This window comes from Croceivirga sp. JEA036, from assembly GCF_011882165.1.
Lineage (GTDB): Bacteria > Bacteroidota > Bacteroidia > Flavobacteriales > Flavobacteriaceae > Croceivirga.
Genome location: NZ_JAATON010000002.1, coordinates 450761 through 466814, shown reverse-complemented (window position 1 = coordinate 466814; position 16054 = coordinate 450761). Strand labels below are relative to the sequence as shown.

At 35.3% G+C, this 16054-nt stretch carries 18 protein-coding genes; 17 read left to right on the top strand and 1 reads right to left on the bottom strand.

The features are described 5' to 3' along the window. Nucleotide 1: 1 nt before the first annotated feature. From hemW to HCO57_RS06860, 14 genes are all read left to right on the top strand, one after another. Entirely contained in the window at nt 2-1132 is a 1131-nt protein-coding gene (gene hemW, locus HCO57_RS06925) for a radical SAM family heme chaperone HemW (protein WP_167988410.1), read from the top strand. Nucleotides 1133-1134: 2 nt separating this feature from the next. Then, nucleotides 1135-1884: a cyclase family protein gene (locus tag HCO57_RS06920; RefSeq protein WP_167988409.1), complete on the top strand. Its 750-nt coding sequence runs from the start codon at nt 1135-1137 to the stop codon at nt 1882-1884. 17 nt (nt 1885-1901) lie between these two features. Beyond that, nucleotides 1902-2525, top strand: a complete 624-nt coding sequence (locus tag HCO57_RS06915; RefSeq protein WP_167988408.1) for a DUF4230 domain-containing protein — start codon at nt 1902-1904, stop codon at nt 2523-2525. Nucleotides 2526-2537: 12 nt separating this feature from the next. Next, nucleotides 2538-2936 carry a Dabb family protein gene (locus tag HCO57_RS06910; protein WP_167988407.1) on the top strand — a complete coding sequence of 133 codons (399 nt, stop codon included), beginning with the start codon at nt 2538-2540 and terminating at the stop codon, nt 2934-2936. Next, entirely contained in the window at nt 2936-3295 is a 360-nt protein-coding gene (locus HCO57_RS06905; RefSeq protein ID WP_167988406.1) for an MmcQ/YjbR family DNA-binding protein, read from the top strand. The genes HCO57_RS06910 and HCO57_RS06905 overlap by 1 nt, the downstream gene beginning before the upstream one ends. A gap of 148 nt (nt 3296-3443) precedes the next feature. Continuing rightward, the gene (locus HCO57_RS06900; RefSeq protein WP_136949401.1) at nt 3444-3842 is read left to right on the top strand and encodes a response regulator; all 399 of its coding nucleotides are present in this window, start codon (nt 3444-3446) and stop codon (nt 3840-3842) included. A 78-nt stretch (nt 3843-3920) separates the two neighbouring features. Beyond that, nucleotides 3921-4463, top strand: coding sequence for a heme NO-binding domain-containing protein (locus HCO57_RS06895; protein WP_167988405.1), 543 nt, complete (start codon nt 3921-3923; stop codon nt 4461-4463). Further along, the gene (locus HCO57_RS06890; RefSeq protein ID WP_167988404.1) at nt 4456-6798 is read left to right on the top strand and encodes a PAS domain-containing sensor histidine kinase; all 2343 of its coding nucleotides are present in this window, start codon (nt 4456-4458) and stop codon (nt 6796-6798) included. Before HCO57_RS06895 ends, HCO57_RS06890 begins: the two co-directional genes overlap by 8 nt. A 1-nt stretch (nt 6799) precedes the next feature. Beyond that, complete coding sequence (locus HCO57_RS06885; RefSeq protein ID WP_167988403.1) at nt 6800-7927, top strand: FIST signal transduction protein; 1128 nt, start codon at nt 6800-6802, stop codon at nt 7925-7927. 1 nt (nt 7928) lies between these two features. Next, the gene (locus HCO57_RS06880) at nt 7929-8972 is read left to right on the top strand and encodes a sensor histidine kinase (RefSeq protein ID WP_167988402.1); all 1044 of its coding nucleotides are present in this window, start codon (nt 7929-7931) and stop codon (nt 8970-8972) included. 8 nt (nt 8973-8980) lie between these two features. Beyond that, nucleotides 8981-9307 (top strand): Hpt domain-containing protein, encoded by a 327-nt coding sequence (locus HCO57_RS06875; RefSeq protein WP_136949406.1) that lies wholly within the window; start codon nt 8981-8983, stop codon nt 9305-9307. A 1-nt stretch (nt 9308) separates the two neighbouring features. Then, nucleotides 9309-10031, top strand: coding sequence for a LytR/AlgR family response regulator transcription factor (locus HCO57_RS06870; RefSeq protein WP_167988401.1), 723 nt, complete (start codon nt 9309-9311; stop codon nt 10029-10031). Nucleotides 10032-10092: 61 nt separating this feature from the next. Beyond that, complete coding sequence (locus tag HCO57_RS06865; RefSeq protein ID WP_136949408.1) at nt 10093-10395, top strand: STAS domain-containing protein; 303 nt, start codon at nt 10093-10095, stop codon at nt 10393-10395. 30 nt (nt 10396-10425) lie between these two features. Beyond that, nucleotides 10426-10743, top strand: a complete 318-nt coding sequence (locus HCO57_RS06860; RefSeq protein WP_167988400.1) for an Hpt domain-containing protein — start codon at nt 10426-10428, stop codon at nt 10741-10743. A 52-nt stretch (nt 10744-10795) separates the two neighbouring features. Here HCO57_RS06860 and HCO57_RS06855 read toward each other — a convergent pair whose 3' ends face one another. Then, nucleotides 10796-12886 carry a tetratricopeptide repeat protein gene (locus tag HCO57_RS06855; RefSeq protein WP_167988399.1) on the bottom strand — a complete coding sequence of 697 codons (2091 nt, stop codon included), beginning with the start codon at nt 12884-12886 and terminating at the stop codon, nt 10796-10798. 396 nt (nt 12887-13282) lie between these two features. Between HCO57_RS06855 and HCO57_RS06850 the strand changes: the two genes are divergently transcribed. From HCO57_RS06850 to HCO57_RS06840, 3 genes are read left to right on the top strand one after another with little or no spacing between them, the layout of a single operon-like run. After that, nucleotides 13283-13555 carry a hypothetical protein gene (locus HCO57_RS06850; protein WP_167988398.1) on the top strand — a complete coding sequence of 91 codons (273 nt, stop codon included), beginning with the start codon at nt 13283-13285 and terminating at the stop codon, nt 13553-13555. A 3-nt stretch (nt 13556-13558) separates the two neighbouring features. Next, nucleotides 13559-14812 carry a sugar isomerase gene (locus tag HCO57_RS06845; protein WP_167988397.1) on the top strand — a complete coding sequence of 418 codons (1254 nt, stop codon included), beginning with the start codon at nt 13559-13561 and terminating at the stop codon, nt 14810-14812. 1 nt (nt 14813) lies between these two features. Further along, nucleotides 14814-16046, top strand: coding sequence for a glycosyltransferase (locus HCO57_RS06840; RefSeq protein WP_167988396.1), 1233 nt, complete (start codon nt 14814-14816; stop codon nt 16044-16046). Nucleotides 16047-16054 lie beyond the last annotated feature (8 nt).

Below are 16054 nucleotides of genomic sequence, written 5' to 3'. Positions count from 1 at the left end.
TATGGCGGGTATATACATACACATTCCTTTTTGTAAACAAGCTTGCCATTATTGCGATTTCCACTTTTCCACCAGTTTAAAGCACAAAGATGGCATGCTCCAAGCTTTGGCAAAAGAACTACAACTGCGAAAGTCAGAATTAGAAGGCAAAATAATAGAAACCATTTATTTCGGCGGGGGTACTCCTAGTGTATTGAGTAATGCAGAAATTGAGCTTTTAATAGCTGCGGTTTACGCTAATTTTAAAGTGATAGAAAACCCAGAAATCACATTAGAAGCCAATCCGGATGATTTAAGTGTAGATAGAATTGTTGCGTTAGCTGCTACACCCATAAATAGATTAAGTATAGGAGTACAATCTTTTTTAGATAAGGACCTAAAACTTATGAATAGGGCACACGATGCAAAAGAAGCGATGCACGTGCTCACTACAGCTGTACAGTATTTTCCAAATACCAGTTTAGATTTAATCTACGGTATTCCTAACCAGACCGATGCGGAATGGCAACAAAACATAAAGCGAGCATTAGATTTTGGGGTGCCCCATATATCTAGCTACGCACTAACGGTAGAACCCAAAACAGCTTTAGAAAAATTCATTAGTAAAGGCCTAGTGCCTAAGATAGATGATGAGCAGGCACAGCGCCAATTTATGTTGTTGGTAGATACATTGGAACAGGCTGATTTTATCAATTACGAGATTTCTAATTTTGGTAAAAAAGACTACTTTTCTAAAAATAATACGGCGTATTGGTTAGGGAAAAGCTATCTAGGCATTGGCCCGTCTGCGCATTCTTTTAATGGTGTTAACAGGGGTTGGAATGTTAGAAACAACCAAAAATATATAAAGGCAATACAGGAGGAACAATTGCCTATAGAAATAGAAACCTTAACCACTAGAGACCGCTATAACGAATATATTATGACTGGCTTACGTACCATTTGGGGGGTGTCTTTAATACGATTAAAAGAAGAGTTTGGAGAGCGTTATAAGAAGTATGCCTTACAACAAGCCGAAAAATATGTAGAGGAACATTTACTTTTTTTAGAAGACAATGTGTTAAGAACTACTAAAAAAGGAAAGTTTTTAGCCGATGGAATTGCATCTGATTTATTTATGATTAATTTATAAGGATGATTGCAACACTAAAATATAACTCCAAAAATTACAAAATAGATTTAGCAGCACCTTTAGATTTATCAATTGCGATGAAAGGCGATAAGACCGATGTAAATGCATGGTATTTACCTCCCGCTACTATAAAACCACATAAGGAAGACGGGTTTGTGGGTAGCGTAGCTGAAGGTGCATCTATAAATTTTAATACAATAACATTTAATCCGCATGCACATATTACCCATACAGAAACTGTTGGGCATATTACAGAAAAATTAGTAGATGTAAATAAGGCGTTTAAAAAATATTTTTTCTTAGCAGAGGTAATCACAGTTGCGCCAGAGAAAATAAATGAAGATTGGGTAGTTTCTAAAAAGCAATTAAGTTATGCTTTAAGGAATAAAAAAAGAGAGGCTGTAGTAATCCGTACATTACCCAATACCAAGGCTAAAAAGTCGAGACAGTACGCACATACCAATCCTCCGTATTTAGAAGAAGCTGCGGCAGCGTTTTTAAAGAAAAAAGGAATACAGCATTTACTTGTAGATTTACCATCTGTAGATAAAGAGAAGGACGATGGCTTACTCTTATGTCATAATGCTTTCTGGAATACCAAAGGTAAGCTCAGAGAAAAGGCCACAATAACAGAATTTATATATGTACCCAATAAAGTTAAAGATGGCACCTATTTTTTAAATATTCAAATGGCACCCATGGTAAATGATGCAACCCCTAGCAGACCAATACTTTATGCTATCCTTGACTGAAAAATGTATATTTGAGTATGGATAGCGTAGTAGTAGCGTTTATAGGTTTGCTCTTTGGTGCAGGAATCATGTACTGGGCCTATACAGTTTTAAACAAGAAAAAACGAAAAGAACTCGTTGAGCATCAATCTACAGTGATTCTAGACCGGATAAAAACGGTTTGTAAGTTGGTAACGGTAGAGGGAGAATTTGCAGAAATATATAAATACGAAAACACTAAAGAAGGTTGGCTAAACTTACTTACAAGTAAGAAAAAGGCATTAGTCGTTATAAACGCAAAGGCACAAGTAGGGTACGATTTAAAGAAACTTAAATTAAAAGCAGATACAGAACGTAAAAGAATTTTATTGTCTGAATTTCCAGAACCAGAAGTCCTATCCATTGAACCCGATTTGCAGTTTTATGATATCAAGAATGGTATATTTAATTCGTTTTCTCCTAATGACTTGACCGATTTAAATACCAATGCCAAAGAACACATTAGAGCAAAGATACCAGAAAGTGGATTATTAGATTCTGCAAAATCAGAAGCCTTGCAAGCTGTTTTGCTAATAGAAAAAATAGTAGAAACCATTGGTTGGAAATTAGACTATTCTGCCTTAGAAATATCGAACAGAGACAAACAATACTTAGAACAATAAACAGCACCAGTAATGAAAAAGTTGGTATTACCTTTACTTCTTATATTTAGTGTAACAATTGCCTTAGCACAAAAAAAAGAAACCATGCAAGAATTTGATTCGCATTTTGCACACGTAGTATACTTTTGGTTTAAAGAACCAGATAATACAGCAGATAAAGCCAAGTTTGAAGCCTCGCTTAAAAAGTTTATGGCGAGCTCTAAATACGCCAAAACCCAATACATAGGCACAGCTCCCAAAGCCGTTAGAGATGTAGTGGACGATAGTTTTACCTATAATTTAATTGCCACTTTCGCTTCTGCAGAAGACCAACAGAAGTACCAAGAAGAAGCTGCGCATTTAGTGTTTATAGAAGAGTGTAAGCACATGTGGGAAAAGGTAATTGTGTACGATTCTAATGGTATTAACTAATGCATGTTGAAGCCTTTAGAACGTACTGTTTGGCCAAAAAAGGAGTAACGGAACACTTTCCGTTCGATGAAAAAACGTTGGTATTTAAGGTCATGGACAAAATGTTTGCTTTAGCACCTTTAGAGCGTGTGCCTGCCCAAGTAAACTTAAAGTGCGACCCAGAAAGAGCAATAGCTTTAAGAGAAGAATTAGAAGATGTTGTTCAACCCGGCTTTCACATGAATAAAAAACACTGGAATACCGTGTTGTTAGCGCAGCAACCCCAGTCTTTTTATGAAGAGCTTATTGATCATTCTTATGATTTGGTGGTATCTAAATTGACTAAAAAAGCCAGAGGAATACTAGCAGAAATAAAATAAAGACTACAAATGGGTTTGTAGGAAAATATTTATTAACTTCATCGAAGCTTTTCTGCAATTCGTCGATAGTAAATGACGGTTTAAAGGGGGTGATTAAAAAAACGAGAAAGTTTAAAATCAACTTTGTGATAGAACCAATAGACTAGACATGAAAGTATTATTCATCGAGGATGACATGATTGAGTGCATGAAAATGCAGCGAGCTGTTTCCAAACTCACCAATAAACACAACATTATTGAGGCAAAAAATGGAGAAGAGGCATTGAACGTCCTTAAAGGAGGGGATTTGCCAGATGTAATCTTTTTAGATTTGAATATGCCTAGAATGAATGGTATTGAGTTTTTAACCATTCTCAAAAAAGATGAAAAACTAAGATACTTACCTACAGTAATTCTCACAACATCAGAGAATCGTGCAGACCTGCTGGAATGTTTTAAAATTGGTATTGCCGGTTACATTATAAAGCCCTTAAAATATGAAGACTACGAAGAGAAAATTAAAAGGGCATTCCAGTATTGGGAAATTAACGAGTTAATAAAGGGCTAATTACTGCTTTTTCTACTTTTTACTGCACATAATAAGTAATCCAATTCTTACGTTAAAGAACTATTAATACAACTTATTATGAAAGGAATCGTATTTACAGAATTTTTAGAAATGGTAGAAGAGACCTTTGGTCTAGAAACTGTGGATAATATTATAGAAAATTCTGAGCTACCATCTGGAGCGGCATATACAGCTGTCGGCACCTATGATTTTAATGAGATGGTACAATTGCTTACCAACCTAAGTGTAGAGACCAAAATACCAGCCAACGACTTGCTATTTACTTTTGGCACCTATCTTTTTAATGGGCTCGCTAAAACGCATCCAGAAGTAGTAGAAGGTTACACAAAACCTTTAAATTTACTGTATTCCATAGAGGACCACATACATGTACATGTAAAAAAATTATATCCAGACGCGGAACTCCCCACCTTTAAAATCTTGGAAAAAACCGATGAAAAGTTGAGTATGATTTACAGCTCATCTAGAGGACTATATGCCTTAGCTCACGGTCTTATTACCAAGACTTTTGAGCACTTTGAAAAAAGTGTAGAAGTTGCATATAAATTGTTAAATGAACAAGGTACAGAAGTTGAGTTTACGATAGTCCAGAATGGATAACAAAGAAATACAATTACTTAAAAGAGCATTAGATAGGGAAAAACGGGCCAGAAAGGCCGCAGAATCCTTATTGGAACAAAAATCTAAAGAATTATATGATGCTTCTAGGCATTTGCGAGAGGTAAATGGAAAGCTAGAAGCTATGTTAACAGACAATGGCGCACATTGGGATGGCGCTTTTGTAAATATTATTGATCCATACATTGTCATAGATTTAAAAGGAAACGTGCTTAACATGAACCAAAGTGCCAAAGATTTTATGGGCTTTGACCATGAGAAGGACCGTATTAATCTGGCTTCTTTAGTACATAAAGATTATGTGCAATACACCAAAGAATCTTTTAAATCCCTAGCACATACAGGGCTCATTAAAAACTATAATGCCAAAATAAATACCCTAGCGCACGGAGAGCGTTTTATTAATATCAATGCAAGTTTAATCTACAATCAAGAGGGTTTGCCAGTGGCAGCCCAAGGGGTAGTCAGAGATATTACCAGAGAAATAGAAATTAAAGAGTTACTGGAAGACCAGCGTAAACAGCAAGATATTATTGTAGAAAATTCATCTTTAGGAATTTTATTAACCGTAAAAGATGTAATCGTTAAAGCAAATAAAACCTTTGTAGATTTATTAGGGTATACTGCTTTAGAATTGGCTAATACCCAATTAAATGATATTTCTTCTATAGAAGATTTAGAGGAATATCAACGGATTAAAAATAGTGATGACTCAGCTTTACAAGACAAATACTCGGTAGTTCGCAAGTTTAAAAAGAAAGATGGCGCGTATTTGTACGGTAAAACATCAGTAAACACCGTACGCAATCAAGCAGGTGCCATAGACTATCAAGTGGTAATGATAGAAGATATTACCCAGGATCGAATTTCAGAAGAAAGGTTAAAAACATCGGAACAACGAATGTCTACGCTAATAACCAATTTGCAGACAGGTGTATTGCTAGAAGATGTAGACAGAAAGGTAGTTCTAACCAATAAAAAGTTTTGTGACCTGTTCCATGTTACCGTGAATCCAGAAGTACTAGTAGGGGTAGATTGCAAGGCGTATTTAGAACGTTCTAAAACTATTTTTCAATATCCGGAGGAAGAAATCAACAGAATCAATGCCATTTTAGAGAAGAAAGAATTGGTAGTTTCTGATGAAATTGAATTGGCAGATGGTAGAACCTTAGAAAGAGACTATATACCATTATACGTAGACAATGTGTATAGCGGCCATTTATGGACGTATAATGATGTAACTATTAAAAAGAACTACAGGCGCAATCTAGAAGCAGAAAAACTAAAATATGGTAACATTGTTGCCAACATGAATTTAGGTTTAGTAGAGGTAGATACTAAAGGTCATATTTTAATGACAAATAACCGTTTTTCAGAAATGGTAGGCGTTGAGCTCCAAAATTTGGTAGGAAAAAACGTTTTAAGCCTGATAGATATGGATGCGGATACCAGAGAACGAATCAAGCAACAATTTGCAAAAAGACAAGAACATGTCTCTGATTCTTATGAAATTGAAGTGCGCGATAAAAATGGAATTCTACGTAATTGGTTGGTTTCTGCAGCACCAAGTTATGATGAATCTGGCCATGTAGTAGGTTCCATAGGGGTGCATTTAGACATTACCGAACAAAAACAATTAGAGAAAGAACTAGAACAAAGCAATAAAGGCTTACAAGAATATGCGCATATTGTTTCTCATGATTTAAAATCGCCGCTACGTAGCGTAACTGCGTTAATAACTTGGTTGCAAGAGGACTATAAAGAGGTGTTGGATGAAAACGGGCAACATACCCTTAAAATGATTACCGATAAGATAGAGGGAATGGATAGGCTCATCGGTGGTATCTTAAAATACTCTACAGTAAATAGTGATACTTTAGATAACACCAATGTAGATGTAAATGAAGTTATAAAAGAGATTACAGAGATTATCTACATACCGGACCATGTTTCCGTGCAAATAGTAGGTAAGCTACCCACCATTAAGGCAGATAAAACTAAGATTCATCAATTGTTTCAGAATTTCTTAAGCAATGCCGTGGTTAACATTGATAAAGAAGTAGGGGTAGTAGCGGTTACTAGTAAAGAAACCCCTACGCATTGGGAATTTAGCGTAAAAGATAACGGCGTCGGTATTCCTAAAGAATACCACGAGAAGATTTTCAAGATTTTTCAGTCTATTGGAAATAATGAAAGGTCTACAGGTATAGGATTGTCCATTGTTAAAAAAATTATAGATAGGTATGATGGTAAAGTCTGGTTAGATAGTGAAATAGGGGTAGGGACTACATTCTATTTTACATTAAAAAAGATGTAGTATGAAGGTAAATCAAGCAATACGCGGGGCAGGAGAAAACCAATGGACGTTTACTAAAACAGGCACTCTAAAAAAGCCTTTAGTCTTAATTTTTGGCGATAGATTTTTATTAGAGTCGCACAAGGTTTTAGATGAAGTAAGAGCCTTATATCCTGATGGAGACCTAATCTTTGGTACAACGTCTGGCGAAATATTAGGGCCACACGTGTTTGAAGAATCCATCACACTTACGGCAATAGAATTAGAAAAAACCACCTATAAGATTGTTAGAGCTAATGTAAAGGATTATGCAGCCGTAGAGACACTGGGTAATGCACTTGCCCAACAGTTGCCAAAGAAAAATCTAAAGCATATTTTCATTGTATCAGAAGGGAGTTTTGTAAACGGAAGCGGATTAATTAATGGCTTCAATCAAATACAAAATAGTATCACTCCTATAACGGGTGGTTTGTGCGGAGATGGCGCTCGTTTTGAGCGCACCTTGGCGTCTTATAATGAAAACCCTAAAGAGGGAGAGGTTATTGCGGTTGGTTTTTATGGAGATACTTTAGAAGTTAGTTATGCTAATTTTGGCGGTTGGTATCCTTTTGGTCCCCAACGCAGCATCACAAAATCGGAAGGTAATATTCTTTTTGAAATTGATGGAAAACCTGCCCTGGATTTATACAAAATGTACTTGGGAGATAAGGCAGACCAATTACCACAAGCAGCTTTGCTCTATCCGCTTTCTGTGCAAACAGGCGCAGAAGAGCCGTTAACCCGTACAATTTTGAATATTGATGAAGATGCTAATTCAATGATATTGGCGGGTGATGTGCCAGAAGGTGCAAAAGTGCAATTAATGATGTCTAGTACTAACGATATTGCAGAAGCAGCCCATAAGGCAGCCACTTTGGCAATGCGTAATAGAAAAAAAGCACCAGAATTAGCTTTGTTGGTAAGTTGTGTAGGTAGAAAATTAGTTTTAGCTGGTAGAACAGAAGAAGAGATAGAAGAGGTTCTAGATGTGGTAGGAGAGCAGGCTGCAATTAGTGGTTTTTATTCATATGGAGAAATGGCTCCCTTCTCTGGCAAGAATAATTGCCTTTTACACAATCAAACCATGACGCTAACTTTAATAAGCGAGTAATATGCATTCTTTACTTAAAAGACAGATACGCAAGTTTTTGCCAGAGCAGTTTAAGGATGCTAAAGAATTAGAGGCTTTTTTGGCAGCAATAGCATCTTCTTATGAGGATTATGATGATAAGTTGGCGATGATACAGCGTGCTACAGCCTTGAGCTCAAAAGAATTGTATGTAGCTAACCAACGTTTAAATAAAGAAACAGATAGGCAGCAATCCATATTAGATGCGCTAAGTAAGGTTATAAAAGAAATGGACCAGAATACGATTCAGTTGTTAGATGAAGATGTGTTTGATCCACAAAAATTAGCAGAAAACATAGAAAAACAAACCAAGCGTATAATTGAAATTAGTGGAGAGAAAGCTATTTTGTTAGAGAATCTGGAGCGTAAAAATGAGAGTTTAAATAATTACGCCCATATGGTATCTCATGATTTAAAGTCACCTATACGCAATGTACATTCTTTGGTAGGGTGGATTTACGATGATGCAAGCCAAGAAACCAAAGCTAGTTTTGGACCAAGCTTCGATTTAATATTTCAGAATCTAACCAAAATGGATGGTTTAATAGATGGCATTTTAAAACATGCAACCATAGATTCGTCAGAGGAACATGTTAGAGATATCAATCTAAACAAGCTACTTTTTGAAATTAAACAGACTATTTATGTTCCCGATAACGTTACCATTACTATAGCGCCAGATTTGCCAGTTTTAAAGGCAGATACTTACAGATTAGAGCAATTGTTCAAAAATTTATTTACCAATGCTATAGCGGCTTTAGAGGGTGAGGTTAATGGTCTTATTGCGGTTTCTGCAGAAGAATTACCTGCACATTATAAATTTACAGTAAGTGACAATGGTAAAGGCATCCCAGAGCATTTGCAAGAGGGAATCTTTACTATGTTTAAAAAATTAGAGAACGATGCAACGGCCACAGGAATAGGTCTGGCATTGGTTAAAAAAATAATTAATTATTACAAAGGAGAAATTTGGTTGTCTTCTAATGAAGGTGAAGGAACTCAATTTTATTTTACCTTGGCAAAATAAGTGCATTAATGGCAGAGGAAACACCCAATTTAAAGTATTTAGAAAATTTATCTGCGGGCAATGAAGTAATGATGCAGCGTTTGTGGAACGTTGTGAAAGAAGAGTTTCCTGTAGAAAAAAAGGCCTACGAAAACGCCATGAAACAAGCTGCGTTTAAAGAAGCGGCAGAATTAGTACATAAAATAAAAAATAAAATAGGTATTTTAGGATTAAATACCAGTTATACCACCGCCAAAGCGTATGAAGAGGGGTTAAAGATTGGAGATTTCACCAATCAAAAGGATTTTGAGCAAGCACTATTGGTACTAACAGATTTTATAAAAAAAACTGAGTAGCATGAACTGTATTATTATAGATGACGAAATGCTTTCCCAAGAAATCATGGCGCAATTGATTGAGGGGCAAACAGAAATGGAATTGGCTCAAAAGTTTCCTAGTTGCATTGCAGCTTTAAAATTTTTGGGGGATAATGAAGTAGACATCATTTTTCTAGATTTACACATGAAGGATTTTTCTGGAATCGATTTTTTAAAAACGATGAAACAAAATCAAAAGGTGGTGTTAACCACCTCTGACCCTTCCTTTGCTTCTGCTTCTTATGAGTACGATAACATAATAGATTACTTAGTAAAACCTATAACTCCAGAACGTTTCGCAAAGACAGTAGAACGTATTAATAATGCAGTAGCATTACAAGAGTCTAAAACGATAAACTATGGAGGAGCTAAAAAAGAAGGACAAAAAGGGGGGGAACTATTTATTAATATAGACAGGCGTTTAATAAAAATTAAGTATCAAGATATTCTTTTTGTAGAAGCAAAAGGGGATTACATAAATGTTAGAACAGTGAAAGAAGATTTTAGGGTGCATTCTACCTTAAAAAAGATTACAGAAAAGCTGCCAGAATCACTGTTTATGCAGATTCACCGTTCTTATGTAATCAACTTTACTAAGATAATAGATATACAAGATAATAGTGTTTTAATAGAAAAAAGCGTAATTCCTATTAGCCGCTCTCAGCGACCTAATCTAATGAAAAGATTAAATCTTTTACAATAAAAGTAAGAAAATACGTTATTATATAACATTTATTGATAAAGTAATAACGTAAACTGAAATTATGGCAATAGAAGTACTAGAACGTGGAGACCTGTATGAAGTAAGAGGTAGTTTAAACAAAGAGAATGTAGGTTCTGCAAGAGCGTACTTTAATTCATTATTAGAAACTAAGGAGGTTTTACTCATTAGTTTAGAGTATTTAGAAGAATTAGACCAAGAAGCGGCTTTGTTTCTAGAAAATTTTTACAGGGCAGCAGCAAGTCAAAATAAAGTGGCTTTGTTTTTTGGTTCTCATAATGATGCTGTAATGGCTACTATGAAAGCTTGTAAAACGGCTTATATTTTAAGTGCAGATAGATATTAAGAATTAAAAACTTTACCATCATTCTTGGCTATGGAACAACCAAACATTAAATATATAGAAGACGTTGCTGGATCAGATGCTGATTTTAAAGCCAACTTTATTCAGATTTTAAAGATGGAATTCCCAGATGAGTTTGTGCATTACAAGAACATGTATGCAGCTAAAAACTATATAGAGACGGCTGCAATTGTACATAAGCTTAAACATAAGCTTAACATAGTTGGCTTACAAGATGGCTATAGAATGGCGGTTACCTATGAAGAAGAATTAAAGAAGGGTAAAGACGCTATGCATACAGATTTTCTACCCATTTTAGAAGTTGCTGGAGCCTTTATTTCTACTTTGTAAATTGTTTTAAAGCATAAAAAAAGCGCATCTTTTAAGATGCGCTTTTTTTGTTTTATTCCGTTTTTTCTAGAAGTGCCATTTGGTCGTTAAATAAGGTTTTAAAGAACAAGGGCTTTTCTGTAATGTTCCATTTAAGCCGTAACCCCATTTCTGTAAACTGAAATCCCGCACCAATAGCTGAGGCAATATTACTATATTTACCGTAGGCCGTTAGGTTAAGTCTTTTACTAAAATTATGGGTAATTCCTGCTTCTGCTCGGTATATTAGGGTTAAATCGTCTTGTTCCACTTTTTGTAAACCACCTGCTGCACTTACATAACCCTTAGTGTCTACCGTTAGGTTGCCTCTTAAATCACCAAATAGTTCCAAATTTTTATAACTAGATGGACTAAAGTAGATTGTTGGTACTTGGTCTTTAAAAGAAAGGTATTGAAAATTTACACCAACCTTTAGGGCTGGCTTTTTCATAAGGTTATAATACAAAGATGTAAATAGTAACTGTCTAACATTAGCATCTGTTTGGGTTGTGTAAATGGCCTGGGTATACCAACCTAAATTAAAGTTGGTGCCTAAATTATAAGTTAAACCATAATGGTTCATCACTATTTGCCTCTTAATAAGTTCTGCGTTAAAAGCCTGTACTTCTCTTTTATAATTTAACTCAAGACTATTAAGTTTAAAAGGCTTTGTTTGCAATTTGGCCTCTAATACAGAAGACACATATGTACTATCAGAAAAATTGGCCGCATACACCCCAGCATTACCAAGTAAATCTACGTTGGGCATTAGTTTATATCTAGCACCTACCGTGAAGGTATGCGAACTTGCTTTGTTTACAGTAACTTCATTTTCACTAGTACGGTATTGGTAACTAGCACTTGTTTTTACTTTGGGTGTAAACGGGATGTTTACAGAGGTAGTACTTGCCCAGGCAATGTTGTTGCCGTTATCAAAGGTGTATTGTAACCATTCTTCTGCCAAAGGAGAATTTTGATTGTTTAAACGTTCTATAAAACCAATAGCATCTTTTTGGTTCTCGTATATTTTTAAGGTGTTAAAAGCATTTTCATAAGCGGGAATTAAATTATCAGAGGCAAACATGGCGTTAGCCATACCCATATTTCCGTCAAAAGAAGTACTGTCTTTTTCTAGAATGACATCATAGTTACTAATACTGGATTTAAAATCACCAGTATACATACCTAAAGTGGAGCGTAAAAGTATTAGCCATTGTTCGTTAGGGAATTCTTTTTCTAACGCCTCTATAGTATTCCTAGCTACCACATATTTCTGATTCCAGATTAAAGCTTGTACATATCTATTGTGTGTTGCGGTAACTTCATTTTTTTCTGTTTCTGGTTTTAAGCTAGCCTTCGCTTTTTCGGCGGTGGCAAGTGCCTCCTTGTCTTCTTCTTTTAAATGTTGTGCTAGAGCAATGCCGTTAAGAGCAATAATACTATCCTTATGAGTAGTAGCCATTTTTTTATAGGTAGCTATTTGCTTATCATGCTCTTTGGTCATTAAGTAAAGATTAGCTAAGTTCTGTAGTGCTTGCTTATCGTCAGGGTAATCAACAAAAACTTTTTTCAATAATTGCTCAGATTTTTTGTATGCTTCCTTTTTAGAAAGTTGATAGGCGTACCCTAGATAGATATACTTACGGGATATTTTTGCACTTTCGTTTTCTGGATTTAAAGCAATAGCTTTATTTACCCATTCTAAAGCATCTGTATATTCTTGTAAGTTAGAAAGGGTGTTGGCCATGCCTAACACAGCACCATATTTATCTGGGTGGTCTTGATTCAATTTTAAAAAGAGTGGCTTTGCAGTCTTAAAATCTTTTGCCCACAGATATGCTTCGCAATAATTAGAAGCTATTTCAAAATCTCCAGGATAATCTTTCAATAATCCTTCAAAATAAGTAATTGCCTCTTTGGGAGCACCACTTAGTCCTAAAGCTCTACCATAGCATAAGCGGGCAGTTTTATTATTGGGGTCTTCTTTTAAATAGTCTGCAAAGAAATCTTTGCCTGCTGCAAAGTCTCCTTTTTCTAGTAAGGCAAAACCTTTGGTAATGTCTATTTGGGCAAAAACAGACATATACGTACTTAAGGTAATTATCAAAATAATACTTTGTTTCATAAAAAGTAGGTTTATTACTACAAAAAATAACGACGCTTTTTTAATTTTATTAGCATTGTTTGGTATTAATAAAGTTAATTATAGGATAATCCTTTTCAATAGACAGTTAATTTGCACTCATCTATAGTAAATGGTTATTGGTCTTTGTTGCTGATGCATAGTGGCTTATAATGGAAATATTTGTAGTGCCTGCTAAGCAATAAGTTTACTATTTATTGTAAGGTAGATGAACCTTTCCTTTTTAGAAAAGTATGTACATGCCGTAGGATTTTGGAATAGAGCACACGTTTTTCATCGAAAAGTAAGTAAAAGATTACAATAATATTAAGATAAAACGTTATTTAGGTATTATGCCTACGTTTGGCAAACCCAAATTTAAACCTAAAACCTAAAAAAATGGCATTACATATTAAAGAAACAAACAGCATCATTTTTATAGAGGGTAGTTTATCTACTTCTAACTTAATTAGTCTGCGTAGCTATCTAATGCCGCTCCTAGAATCTGGAGCACAACTTACATTGAACATGGATGGCGTAGTAGAAATTAATAATGAAGTGGTTAAAGAAATGCACGCACTTAAAAGATTTGCATTTGAGGTTAACGCAGGAATAAACTACGTTTCTACCACACAGAAAGATTTGTATAAATATAAAATTGCCCAGGCATAAGTTATGGAAGCTATCCGTTCCATATCTAGAAAATTAAGTCCCGAGCAAGTATTTATGCTTAGTGTCATTGTCGTAAACGGTGGTAACTATTTGTATAATTTGTTGTTGGGTAGAGTTTTAGGTCCTGTAGCTTTTGCAGAAGCAGCTCTGTTAATTACCCTACTGTTAGTGTTGTCTTTTGTTGGGATGACCTTTCAATTGACAGCGGCCAAATTTGTTGTAGAATTTTCAGGAGATTCTTGGTTGGGCTTTAAAAACAAAACGCTTAAATGGGTACTTATTTTTGGTACTTTAATTGCTTTAGTCGTTGCGTTAAGTTCAGGATATTTAAAGACTTTATTCCACACCAATAGTGGTCTAATGTTTATGGTTTTTGCCTTGGGCATACCCGTTTACTTTTTTATGAGTCTTAATCGTGGTATTTATCAAGGAAGACAAGATTATAGGCCGCTATCCACAACTTATCAAACAGAGATGTGGAGCCGATTAATACTTACTCTGGTACTTGTATATGTATTACCATGGGAGCCCGGGTTATTAGTAGCTATTGGTATTTTGGTAAGTTTCTTTTTCGGTTTGTTTCCTTCAGAAATAAAATCATTAAAAATTGATTCTGAACAGAAACTGACTTCAGGGGAGCAAAAGCATGTCTTACGCTTTATGCTACTAACCGCTAGTTATGAGTTAACGCAAATCATTATAAATAATAGTGATATCCTTTTAGTAAAGCATTTTTTTGAGGCCAAACCAGCAGGTCTTTATGCCTCCTTAGCTTTAATTGGTAGGGTAGTTTATTTTGCTGCATGGATGTTTGTAATGTTATTGTTGCCTACCGTAATTAAAAATAGAAAAGAAGGTATACCTACAGCCCCAGTATTGTTTAAATACGTAAGTTACATTGGTGCTATGGCCATAGTTATAGTAAGTGTTTGTGCTATAATGCCAGAAACTGTGGTGAATATAATGTTTGGTAAAGAATATTTAGAAGTTGCTCATTTACTATGGAAATATGCTCTTGCCACTTCATTATTTGCCTTAAGTAACATCTTTGCGTATTATTTTTTGTCTTTAGATCAATATGTACCTGTAATCCTATCTGGAGTATTAGGTATGTCTCAAATACTACTTATCATTTTCTTTCATGATAGTCTTAACACTGTTATCATTATGCAAATCATTGCTATGGCAGTGCTGTTGTTTGTTCAATTAGGCTATTTCTTAAGAAAGGAAGTGTTCTTAACCCCCAAAACAAAGTAACATGAAGCTAGCTATTGTAACAGCTTATCCACCCAGCAAGGTAACCTTAACAGAATATGCCTATTACCTTGTTAAACATTTTAGAATGCAAGACCGCGTAGAAGAATTGATTTTACTATGCGACAAAACTGAAGGTGACAAACAACTAGACTTTACAGAGGCTGGTTGCCGTATTGTGGTAAAAGAATGTTGGAGTTTTAATAGTTATACCAACATTTTAAGTGTTGCCAAAGCAATAAGAGTCACTAGACCAGATGCGGTATTGTATAACCTACAATTTATGAAGTTTGGCGATAAAAAAGTACCAGCTGCGCTTGGTTTGCTATTGCCTTTTGTTTCTAAAAATATGGGCGTGCCTACCATTTCCTTATTGCATAATATAATGGAAACAGTAGACCTTAAGGATGCAGGTTTTACCAATAACAAATTGCTGGCGTCAATTTACAATTTTATTGGTACTACGTTAACTCGGTTCGTTTTAGCATCAGATGAGGTGGCAGTTACTATTAGTAAATATGTAACTACGCTTAAAGGCAAATACAAAAAAGAGAATATAAAATTGATTCCGCACGGTACGTTTGAGTTGCCTCCGCTACCAAAATTTAGTTTGCCAGAAGGTCCTAAACAAGTAATGGCGTTTGGTAAGTTCGGCACCTATAAAAAGGTAGAGGTAATGATAGAAGCTGTAGAACAAATTAGACAACGTACCCAAGAAAATATAGAGATTGTAATTGCTGGTACCGATAGTCCTAACACGCCAGGTTATCTAGAGGCGGTTGCAGAAAAATATAAACATGTACCACAGATAAGATTTACAGGTTACGTACCAGAAGAAGATGTACAACGCATTTTTGAAGAAAGTGCAGTAGCTGTATTTCCATATACTTCTACAACAGGTAGCTCGGGTGTTTTGCACCAAGCGGGTAGTTATGGTAAGGCAGTAGTATTACCAGATTTAGGGGATTTAGGTATTCTAATTCGTGAAGAAGGATATACCGGTGAGTTTTTTGAGGCGGATAATCCTTCATCTTTAGCCAATGCCATAGAAAAGATTTTGGTGGATGATGCTTATCGCACAAGCCTAGGGGAAACTAATTACAAGGCTGCTACATCGCTGCCCATGTCTAAAATAGCAGAAATGTATTTAGATCTGTTTGATATCATCAGAAAAAGAAGGGGGAAAATAAAATCCACACAAACAATTACAGAGAAACAAAAAAAGGTATTGGCCTAATACATAAT

Excerpts from the sequence above, each read along its gene's own strand:
- hemW (WP_167988410.1), top strand. The coding sequence starts at position 2 with ATGGCGGGTATATACATACACATTCCTTTTTGTAAACAAGCTTGCCAT.
- HCO57_RS06920 (WP_167988409.1), top strand. The coding sequence starts at position 1,135 with ATGATTGCAACACTAAAATATAACTCCAAAAATTACAAAATAGATTTA.
- HCO57_RS06915 (WP_167988408.1), top strand. The coding sequence starts at position 1,902 with ATGGATAGCGTAGTAGTAGCGTTTATAGGTTTGCTCTTTGGTGCAGGA.
- HCO57_RS06910 (WP_167988407.1), top strand. The coding sequence starts at position 2,538 with ATGAAAAAGTTGGTATTACCTTTACTTCTTATATTTAGTGTAACAATT.
- HCO57_RS06905 (WP_167988406.1), top strand. The coding sequence starts at position 2,936 with ATGCATGTTGAAGCCTTTAGAACGTACTGTTTGGCCAAAAAAGGAGTA.
- HCO57_RS06900 (WP_136949401.1), top strand. The coding sequence starts at position 3,444 with ATGAAAGTATTATTCATCGAGGATGACATGATTGAGTGCATGAAAATG.
- HCO57_RS06895 (WP_167988405.1), top strand. The coding sequence starts at position 3,921 with ATGAAAGGAATCGTATTTACAGAATTTTTAGAAATGGTAGAAGAGACC.
- HCO57_RS06890 (WP_167988404.1), top strand. The coding sequence starts at position 4,456 with ATGGATAACAAAGAAATACAATTACTTAAAAGAGCATTAGATAGGGAA.
- HCO57_RS06885 (WP_167988403.1), top strand. The coding sequence starts at position 6,800 with ATGAAGGTAAATCAAGCAATACGCGGGGCAGGAGAAAACCAATGGACG.
- HCO57_RS06880 (WP_167988402.1), top strand. The coding sequence starts at position 7,929 with ATGCATTCTTTACTTAAAAGACAGATACGCAAGTTTTTGCCAGAGCAG.
- HCO57_RS06875 (WP_136949406.1), top strand. The coding sequence starts at position 8,981 with ATGGCAGAGGAAACACCCAATTTAAAGTATTTAGAAAATTTATCTGCG.
- HCO57_RS06870 (WP_167988401.1), top strand. The coding sequence starts at position 9,309 with ATGAACTGTATTATTATAGATGACGAAATGCTTTCCCAAGAAATCATG.
- HCO57_RS06865 (WP_136949408.1), top strand. The coding sequence starts at position 10,093 with ATGGCAATAGAAGTACTAGAACGTGGAGACCTGTATGAAGTAAGAGGT.
- HCO57_RS06860 (WP_167988400.1), top strand. The coding sequence starts at position 10,426 with ATGGAACAACCAAACATTAAATATATAGAAGACGTTGCTGGATCAGAT.
- HCO57_RS06855 (WP_167988399.1), bottom strand. The coding sequence starts at position 12,886 with ATGAAACAAAGTATTATTTTGATAATTACCTTAAGTACGTATATGTCT.
- HCO57_RS06850 (WP_167988398.1), top strand. The coding sequence starts at position 13,283 with ATGGCATTACATATTAAAGAAACAAACAGCATCATTTTTATAGAGGGT.
- HCO57_RS06845 (WP_167988397.1), top strand. The coding sequence starts at position 13,559 with ATGGAAGCTATCCGTTCCATATCTAGAAAATTAAGTCCCGAGCAAGTA.
- HCO57_RS06840 (WP_167988396.1), top strand. The coding sequence starts at position 14,814 with ATGAAGCTAGCTATTGTAACAGCTTATCCACCCAGCAAGGTAACCTTA.